The sequence below is a fragment of the Streptomyces sp. NPDC060205 genome (genome assembly GCF_042728395.1).
GTDB lineage: Bacteria > Actinomycetota > Actinomycetes > Streptomycetales > Streptomycetaceae > Streptomyces.
Map to the genome: position 1 here is coordinate 1 of NZ_JBHWZP010000367.1, position 8,798 is coordinate 8,798.

An 8,798-nucleotide genomic window follows, 5' to 3' on the forward strand; every position below is an offset into this window, starting at 1 on the left:
CCCACGCCGGCCCCCACCCCCTAGGGGCGCGGGGAACGGCGCAATCTTTTGCCTTGAGGGGCGCGGGGAACTGCGCAACCAGCCCCCACCGACCCGCACCCACCGTGAAACCCGCAGCCCCGCGGCGCTGAGGGGCGCGGGGAACTGCGCGGCCGGCCCCCACCGGCCCGCAGGCGACGAGCGCCCGTCAGTCCCCGTCCGCGTCAGCGGCGACCGGCCGCGCGGAGGCGGAAGCGGAGGCCGGCCGCCACCCTCGTGCCCGGGCCCTGGGAAGGGCGAAGGCCGCCCAGAGAACGGCAAGCACGCCACCCGTGCCGAGAACCACGAACAGCGTGGCCCGGTCGGTGGCCCGATCCGCCGCGGCCGTGTCGCGCACGGTCACGGGATCGGCGGCCCGCTCCGCCCCGCCGGCCGCGGCGGAGTCGCTGAGGACCGTGGTGACGGCGGCGTAGGCGTCGAGCTGCGGGATGTCCGCCGGATAGGCGGTCGCGGTCAGCCGGCGGGCGACGTCGTCGGCCGAGTCGTCGGGCCGGGCGGCCCGGACCGCCGCGGCGGCTCCGGCCGCGTAGGCGGCGGCCACCGACGCACCCGCGCCGAGGTAGTGCCCGTCCCCGCGCGGACCGCCGGAGACGACCCCCGCGCCAGGGGCGACCAGGTCGACACCGCTGGTGGCCAGGGCGTTGTCCGGACGGACCCCGGCGGGAAGCATGTCGGCGACCGACAGAACGCCGGGTTCGGCGGCGGGCCAGTAGCTGCGGGGCGGGATCTCCTCGGAGGCTCCGGCCCCCCGTGGCGGATCCGGGGTGGCCGCGGCCACCACGACCGCGCCCTCCCGCCGTGCGTCGGCGACCGCGCGCGTCAGCTCCGCGTCCCGGCGCGGCAGAGCCACCGAGACCGCGATGACGTCGGCGTCGGCCTCGGTCGCCGCGCGCAGCGCCGCCACGACCAGGGCGGAACTCGCCTGCCCGCGCTCGTCGGTACCGCGCAGGGCGAGGATCTTGGCCCCGGGGGCGACACCGGTGAGGTCCGCACCGCCCCCGCCGGCCCCGGCGATCAGCCCGGCCAGGAAGGTCCCGTGCCCGACGCAGTCGCCACCGGCCGTGCCCTGGGCGGTGACCCGGCCGTCGAGCCCCTCGGCCCCGGTGTCCACACCGGTGTCGATGAGGGCGACGGTGACCCCCGCACCGGTGCTGTAACCGTGCAGCCGGTCCAGGTCGAGGCGCTGGCGCGACCAGTCCTGCTTCTTCGCCTTCTCACGGGAGGCGGGGGTGCAGGGCGCGTCCGCGTCGAGCGAGGACGGCATGCCGGGCAGTTCCTGGCCCTTCTTCCCGTCGGCCGCCGGAACGCGCGCCAGGGGCGCCGCCTGGGCCGGCTGGGCCGTGGGCAGCAGCAGGGCGGCGACGCAGCCGACGCCGGACAGCATGCGGGCGGCCCCGCGGGCGGAGGACTTCATCGGGGAGCCGCCTTCGGTGTCACGGCCACGACGTCGCCGGGCAGGAGGATGCGCAGGTCGTCCAGGGTGGGCGCGGCCAGCGAACTGAGCCGTCCCGCCTGCCGGGTGACCATCGACTCGACGACCTGGCGGGCCAGGCGGGCGTTGCCGAAGGACCGGTCCCGGGGCAGCGACTCGAAGTACTCCTTGAGCAGGGGGCCGGTGCCGGGCCCGCACTCGTAGCCCATGTTCGCGGCCTGGGTGCGGACGATGGTGACCAGTTCCTCCGAGGAGTAGTCGGCGAAGGCGATCCGGCGCGGGAAGCGCGAGGACAGGCCCGGGTTGGAGGCGAGGAAGCGCTCCATCTCGTCGGTGTAGCCGGCGACGATGACGACGACCTCGTCGCGGTGGTCCTCCATCAGCTTCAGCAGGGTGTCCACCGCCTCCTGCCCGAAGTCGGCGCCGTTGCCGCGCGGGGTGAGGGTGTACGCCTCGTCGATGAACAGCACACCGCCACGCGCCTTCTCGAACACCTCGCGGGTGAGCTGGGCGGTGTGGCCGATGTAGCGGCCGACCAGATCTGCCCGGGCCGCCTCGATGAGCTGGCCCCGCTGGAGGACGCCGAGCTGGGTGAGGATCTCGCCGTAGAGACGGGCGACGGTCGTCTTGCCCGTACCGGGCGGGCCGGTGAAGACCAGATGGTTGCTGAGCGAGGGCACCGGCAGCCCGGCGGCGGCCCGGTGACGGGCCGTGGTGATGAGGTTGACCAGGTCCGCGACCTCGCGCTTCACCTCGGACAGCCCGATCATGTCGCCGAGGCGGGTCAGCGGGTCGTCGGCCGGCGCCGCGGTCTCGGCGGCCTTCGTGGCGGCGGTCGCGGAGACGTCGTCGGGCAGCAGCAGCCGCAGGTCGCGCTCGCCGACCTGCTGCTGGGAGGCGAGCCGGACCGCCTGTCTGTCCACCATCTCCTCGAACACCCCGCGCGCGGCACGGCCGTTGCCGAAGCCCGCGTCCCGTGGCATCGCCTCGAAGTGTGCGGCGAGCGCCGCCTCGGTGCCCTCACCCAGTTCGTACTGGTGCTGGGCGCACATGTTCTCCATGATCGCGACCAGTTCGGGCACCGAGTAGTTCTCGAACTCGACGGTCCGCGAGAAGCGCGAAGCCAGCCCGGGGTTGGAGGCGAGGAAGGAGTCCATCTCGCGGGAGTAGCCGGCGGCGACCACCACCACGTCGTCGCGGTGGTCCTCCATCAGCTTGAGCAGGGTGTCCACCGCTTCGCGGCCGAAGTCGGCGCCGCCGTTGTTGCTGTCCGAGGTCAGCGTGTACGCCTCGTCGACGAACAGCACGCCGCCGAGTGCCCGTTGGAAGGTCTCGGTGGTCTTGATGGCGGTACCGCCGACGACCTGGGCGACCAGGTCGGCGCGGGAGACCTCCACCAGGTGGCCGCTGCGCAGCGAGCCCAGTTCGGCGAGGATCGCCCCGTAGAGGCGGGCGACGGTGGTCTTACCGGTGCCGGGCGGGCCGGCGAAGATCAGGTGGCGGCTCATCGGCGGCGCCGACATGCCGAGTTGTTCGCGGCGCTGGGCGAGCTGGGTCAGGTTGACGAGCGTACGTACCTGCTGCTTGACGTTCTCCAGGCCGATCAGCGCGTTCAGGGCGCCGAGCGGGCCCTCCGGGCGGTCCGCCGGGGGCGCGTCCGCGGCGCCGGAGCCCGCGGGGTCGGTGTTCTCGGCGCTGCCGGAACCCCAGGCGTCCCGCTTGCCGTTGCCGGTGCTGTTCAGGCCCTCCACGGCCAGCCGTTCGCCGGGGGCGGTCTGCACGAGGCCGCCGCCCTCGTTCTCCCGGGCGAGGCAGTTCACCAGGGAGACCGGCGCGGTGGACTCCACCCGGAAGCCGTCCTGGGCGCCGCCGGAGACCTCGCAGCCGCTGAGCGAGGCGAGCGCGCCCTCGCGGAGCAGGAATCCGTGGCCTCTGGGGGCGTGCACCGAGGTGCGGTTGGCGGTCAGTTCGCCGCCCGCGGCGACGATCACGCCCTCCTCGCCGGATATCTCGATGCGGAAGTCGCGGACGGTGACGTTGCCGCCGTCGTCCACGACGAGGCCGTTGGTGGTGGTGTCGGAGACTCCGCCGCCGGCCAGGTAGAGGGTGCTGCCGGAGGCCACGCGCACGCCCGCGCCCTTGGGCCGGACGATCTCGCAGTCCTCGGCGCGGCCCCGGGCGTCCTTGGAGAGCACGATGCCGTCGCCGGAGGGCTCCACCAGTCTGGCCCGGCGCAGCAGCGGGTTGGCGCCGCCGCGTACCGCGATGGCGGGCGAGCCGCCGATCACCTCCAGGTGGTCCAGCTCCGCCGCCGAGTCCTCCTCCAGGAGCAGCCCGGTCTGGTCGCAGTCGCGGACCGTCAGACCGGTCAGGGCCGGGGAGGCGGCTCCGGCGACCCGCAGGGCCGCGCCCTGCGCGCCGTCCACCCAGCAGTCCTCGAAGGTGCCGCGCGACCGGTCGGTGACCAGCACGCCGTGTCCGCGGGTGCGCGAGACACGGCAGCGGCGCAGCACCGGGTCGGTGCCCTTGGCCAGCACGATCCCGTTCCCGGACGAGCCGGTGACGCGGACGTCCTCCAGCGTCGTACGGCCCCCGCTGCTCAGGTGCACACCGGTGCTGGTGTCGTGCACCACCGTGCGGATCACCGAGAGGGAGCTGTTCTCCTCCAGGGCGATGGAGGGCTTGTCGGTGGAGGAGATGTCGCAGTCCTCGACCGAGCCGCGGGATTCGCCGTTGGCGAGCAGGCCGTTGCCGCGGGCGTCGCGGACCGTGCAGCCACGGACCCGTGCCTCGCCCTGCTCCGCGAGGACCAGGCCACTGGTGCCGAGGTGCTCGAAGGTGCAGGACTCCACGGTGGTGGGCGTGGTCGAGGTGACCACGATGCCCGCGCCCTGCGAGTTGCTCACCCGGCACTCGCGCAGCGCGATCGAGCCGGTGCCCCCGGCCAGCAGCGCGGTCCACGCGGAGCCGATGATCTCGCAGCCGTCGAGCGCGGCCTGTCCGCGCCGCACGTCCACGGCGGGCTGCTCGGCGTCGCCGCCGCGCAGGGTGAGTTCGGAGAGCATCACGGCGTCGGCACGCAGCGCGAGCACGACGCCCGAGCGCGGCCGGATCTCCACGGTGCCCCGGCCCTCTTCGGCAGTGAGGGTGACCCTGGTGTTGATCACCAGGTTCTCCGCGTACGTCCCGGGCCGGACGCTGATGAGCGCGCCGGTACGGGCAGCCGAGAGTGCCTCACCGATCGTCCGGTAGCGATCCCGGTCCCCCGGACCGACCGTCAGTACCTGGCGCGACACGCACCAACCTCCTTGCCACGGGGGCTTCATCTACGGGCGCCCCCTCACCGGGGGCGCGTGTCGGTGAAACCGACGGTGCCATCATGCCTCGCCCTGGGGCGGGCGGGTGCCGAGAGGGGTGCTCCCGGGCTCTCCGGGAGGCTCTCTCGGGCTGCGGGCGCCTTGTCTCAGACGCTCCACTTCTGGTTGTCGGTGCCCGCGCAGCTCCACAGCTGCAGCCAGGCACCGCTGCCCCGGTCGTTGTCCTTGATGTCGACGCATTTGCCGACGACGGTGTTGACCAGGTCGTGGCTGGCGTTCAGCACGAACTTCTGGGCGGAGTTGCCGCTGCACCGGGCGATCTGGATGGGTGTGCCGTCGTTGTAGTTCGCGTTGGCCACGTCCAGGCACAGGCCCTTGATACGCACGGTGCCGTCGGAGGCGAACTGCCATTTCTGGGCGGCCCCGCCGTTGCAGTCCCACACGAACAGTTTCTTGCCGTCGCCGAAATCACTGCCCGGTACGTCGATGCACTTGCCCGAGAGATGACTGCGCAGGGAGACGGGGGCGCTGAGAGTCACGCCCGAACCGGACTTGGTGGACCCGCTCTTGCTCCCGCCGGAGGTCGTCTTCCCTCCGCTCGCCTTCGCCGGCTCCTCCTTCTGCCCGGCGTCCTTCTCGGCGGAGTCCTTCTCGGCCCCGCCGTCCTCCTTGCCCTTGTCCTTGCCCTCGCTCTTCGCAGGCGCGGAGGTGGCGGCGTTCTGGGGCGACTTGCCCTGCTGTACGGGGTTCTTCTTGCCGTCGCCCGCGGCGGTGTCGGGCGAGGTCTGCGCGAACTCGCCCGGTACGTCCTGGGCGCTGCCACCCAGCACGGTTCCCGCCGACGCGGGTCCCCTGCGGTCCTCGTCGTCGTCCCCGCCGAGCATCAGCAAGGGCACGGACACGAGCAGCGCGCCCGCGACAGCGGCCCCGGCCAGCACGGCCTTGCCCGGCCGGCCCACGGGCCCGGTCTGCTGCTGCGGCCGGTCGATCGCGGTCGCCGTCATGGTCCGTACGAGCGCGGGGAGCCGGCTCTTGGCCGCGGCGGCGGCACCGGGGTCGGCCTCGGCGTCGGTCCCGCCCTCGGAGTCGGTCCCGGCTTCGGTCTTGGTCCCGGCTTCGGCTTCGGGCTCGGTTCCGGCTTCGGGCTCGCCTGGCTTGCCGGGCTTGCTCTGGGGGGCCGTCCCCTCGGATTCACCGGACTCCGCACGGGTCTTCGCACGGGCCTTCGCCGCTGCGGGCTCTGGCGTGCGCTCCGGCTCGGGCCGGGACGTGGGCTCGGCGACGGCGGCGGTGGGGGCGGCGGCAGTCGCGGCCGTCTCCTCGCCACCTGAGCCGGAACCGGAACCGCCGGCGGAACCGGAGCCGGCGGACGCACTCGGGGAGGCAGGGGGCTGCTGGGCCGAACGTGTCACGGGGTCCTCCCTGCGATGTGGGGGCTGTGGGGGTGGGGTTCAGGTGAACTGTCGGCCGATGGCGGCCCGGTCACAGTGCCTCCGGAGCCGGAACCGAAGCCGGAGCCGGAACCTGAATCGGAGCCAGAACCGGAACCGGAATCGGAGCCGGTGGCATCCGCCGCGGCGGCTCCCTCGGCACCCGGTCCGCCCACGGGGCCGAGAAGGCTGTCCGCCGGGACCAGCAAGGGGGCCGCGGCTGCGGGGTTCACCATCAGCTGGGTGCCCGAACCGCTCAGGGACCGGGCCAGCTGCCGCGCCGGAAGCCTGCCATGGCGAAGTACCGGGGACATGAACTCGTGTGCCGGTGAGGTGAACAACAGCACCACCGGCGCCCCGTCCTGCCCCGTGCCCGTGAGCGGACCGCCGTCCGGCGCGCGCACCACGGTCACCTCCGCCTCGGCGAGCGCCGCGAGCGCCTCGTCGACCGAGCCGTAACCGGTGGCGGCCCGTTGCGCCGCCGCGTCCACCGGGTCGGTGGGCTCCGGCCAGCCGAGCACCTGGGCCGAGGGCCGGTAGGCCGGGTTGGCGCGGTACTCGCCCACGCCACCGCTCTCGTCCGACTGCCACTCCCCCAGGACCGCCCACTCCGGCGGGGTCCGCTCCTCGGTCCACTCCGGGTCGACCACCCCGATCCAGTGCCCGGGAGCCCGGCGGGCAGCGGCCCGTACGGCCTCGGGTATGTCGTGGTGGTCCAAGGCGTTCGGGGTGTCCGCGGTGGCTGCCGCGTCCGTGGTGGCCGCGACAGGTGACTCGGTGACGGCGGTCCCGCCGGAGCCGTCGGCCATCGCGGGCAAGGCGTCGTGCCTGCCCTCCTGCCGTTCTCCGGGCCGCATCTTCACCTGAACTCTTCGGTCCGTACGGATTTCTGGGTGCCGCGCCACACGCGCGCACGCCGATGCCGATATCGATCAGATCGGGGAGCCAACAGGATGCCACACGAGCCCCACGCGTGGGGCCTTGGGGCGGACCCGTATCGGGCGACCGCGTGCCCGTTTGCTGCCCGGATGGAGAACTTTCCGGGAGCAGTGAGGCGTGGGTGGACAAAGCGAAGGGGCGGTTGGGGCTGAGGGTGCTGCTGTCGCCCCTGCGACGGGCTAGGTTGGGTTCGCCACCGGACCCGTCCATGTACAAGTGCCCTGTACCGCCTTGTACAAGTGCCTTCCGTCCGGGACGTCCAAGCCAGGACCGTACGGGAAGGCCTCGCAGCTCAGGAGGGCATCGGACCGGCCCAGCCGTTGTTTCGGGCCGGTGCCCACCACCGACAGCTCCGCCACCGAGGAGGAGTACCGCATGTCCCCCCAGCACCACACCCCCGGCGCGAACGCGGAGGGGGCCGCCGCCGGCGCGGAGGAGGCCGAGTCCACATCCGCGTCCCCGCCCGCGTCGTCGTCGGCACCGGACGAGCGAGCAGCGTCGCCCGCCGAAGCCCCCAAGGCCTCCGAAGGCGCCGACTCCTCTGAAGCCTCCGAGTCCTCTGCGTCCTCTGCGTCCTCCGAGTCCGCCGAGGTGAAGTCAGGCGCTGCCCCGGCCGGGAAGAAGGGCACCGCGCCGGCCGCGGAGACCGGCACCGGCCCGGACGGCGAGACCGCGCCGGCCGAGGAATCCGCCGGCACGGCTGCCTCTCCCTCCACCCCAGCCGCTCCCCCCACTCCCACCGCCCCCACGACGCCCTCGCCCACGGCGGCAACCGCCGAGACGCCCGAGGCCCGCACGGAGGGCGTCGCCGTGGCGGCGGCCGTCGCGACGACCCCGCCGGGCACGAAGACCGGCACCGGCGTGAACAACGGACGCCCCCGCAAGCCGGTCCTGGCAGGTGCCGCGATCGCCGGCGCCGTCCTGATCGCGATACCGCTGCTCCTGGCCGGAAGCGCCCAGGACGACGGGCGCCCCGACAACAAGGGGCTGGCCGCCGACGGCTCCGACACCGTCCTGAACGCGAGCTCGGCCCCCGCGGTCCTCGACGACTACGTGGCCGAGACGCCCAGTTCGTCCCCGCGCAAGGAGAAGCCGAAGAAGACCGAGGCGCCGCAGGTCGTCCCCAAGGCTGTCGCACCCAAGCCCGAGGCCAAGACGAGCAGCCCGGCCGCGAAGAAGTCGAAGTCCCCGGCCAAGGACAAGCCGAAGGCGGCCCCGAAGCCGAACTGGGGCACCAAGACCGTCTACGCGACCAGTGTGCTGCAGGCGGGCCAGTCCTGGAGCACCAACCGCATCCGCATGGTCATGCAGGGCGACGGCAACCTCGTCGTCTACAACGAGAAGGACAAGCCGATCTGGGCGTCCATGACCTTCGGCAGCAACCACCGGGCGATCTTCCAGGAGGACGGCAACCTCGTCATCCACAACGGCGACGACCGCCCGATCTGGGCCTCCAAGAGCCACGGCCACGCGAACGCCCAGCTGATCCTGCGAGCCGACGCAAAGGTGGTCATCCTCCACAACGGCGGAGTCATCTGGTCGACCTGACCCGCCGTGCCGATCGACCTGACCCGCACGGCCCGTGACACGGCCCTCCCCCGTCACGACCCTCCCACCAGGCCCCTGCGCCCGCCCCCGAAC

5 protein-coding genes are annotated in these 8,798 nt (G+C 73.4%); 1 reads left to right on the forward strand and 4 read right to left on the reverse strand.

Annotated elements, in window-relative coordinates:
- Window positions 1–187: 187 nt before the first annotated feature.
- The 4 genes from ACFWGJ_RS37960 to ACFWGJ_RS37975 all read right to left on the reverse strand — a co-directional run bounded on the left by ACFWGJ_RS37960 (window position 188) and on the right by ACFWGJ_RS37975 (window position 7,075).
- A complete protein-coding gene (locus ACFWGJ_RS37960) occupies window positions 188–1,453 on the reverse strand; it encodes a S8 family serine peptidase (protein WP_387333519.1) in 1,266 nt (421 codons plus the stop codon).
- Window positions 1,450–4,767, reverse strand: coding sequence for a right-handed parallel beta-helix repeat-containing protein (locus tag ACFWGJ_RS37965; protein WP_387333520.1), 3,318 nt, complete (start codon window positions 4,765–4,767; stop codon window positions 1,450–1,452). Before ACFWGJ_RS37965 ends, ACFWGJ_RS37960 begins: the two co-directional genes overlap by 4 nt.
- Before the next feature lie 167 nt (window positions 4,768–4,934).
- A complete protein-coding gene (locus ACFWGJ_RS37970) occupies window positions 4,935–6,200 on the reverse strand; it encodes a ricin-type beta-trefoil lectin domain protein (protein ID WP_387333521.1) in 1,266 nt (421 codons plus the stop codon).
- Window positions 6,197–7,075, reverse strand: a complete 879-nt coding sequence (locus ACFWGJ_RS37975) for a type VII secretion system-associated protein (RefSeq protein ID WP_387333523.1) — start codon at window positions 7,073–7,075, stop codon at window positions 6,197–6,199. Before ACFWGJ_RS37975 ends, ACFWGJ_RS37970 begins: the two co-directional genes overlap by 4 nt.
- Window positions 7,076–7,490: 415 nt before the next feature.
- On the opposite strand from ACFWGJ_RS37975, the gene ACFWGJ_RS37980 reads away from it, so the two are divergent.
- Window positions 7,491–8,705 (forward strand): mannose-binding protein, encoded by a 1,215-nt coding sequence (locus ACFWGJ_RS37980; RefSeq protein ID WP_387333522.1) that lies wholly within the window; start codon window positions 7,491–7,493, stop codon window positions 8,703–8,705.
- Window positions 8,706–8,798 lie beyond the last annotated feature (93 nt).

Coding starts and splice junctions, on each gene's coding strand:
- ACFWGJ_RS37960 (WP_387333519.1), bottom strand. CDS start 1,453: ATGAAGTCCTCCGCCCGCGGGGCCGCCCGCATGCTGTCCGGCGTCGGC.
- ACFWGJ_RS37975 (WP_387333523.1), bottom strand. CDS start 7,075: ATGCGGCCCGGAGAACGGCAGGAGGGCAGGCACGACGCCTTGCCCGCG.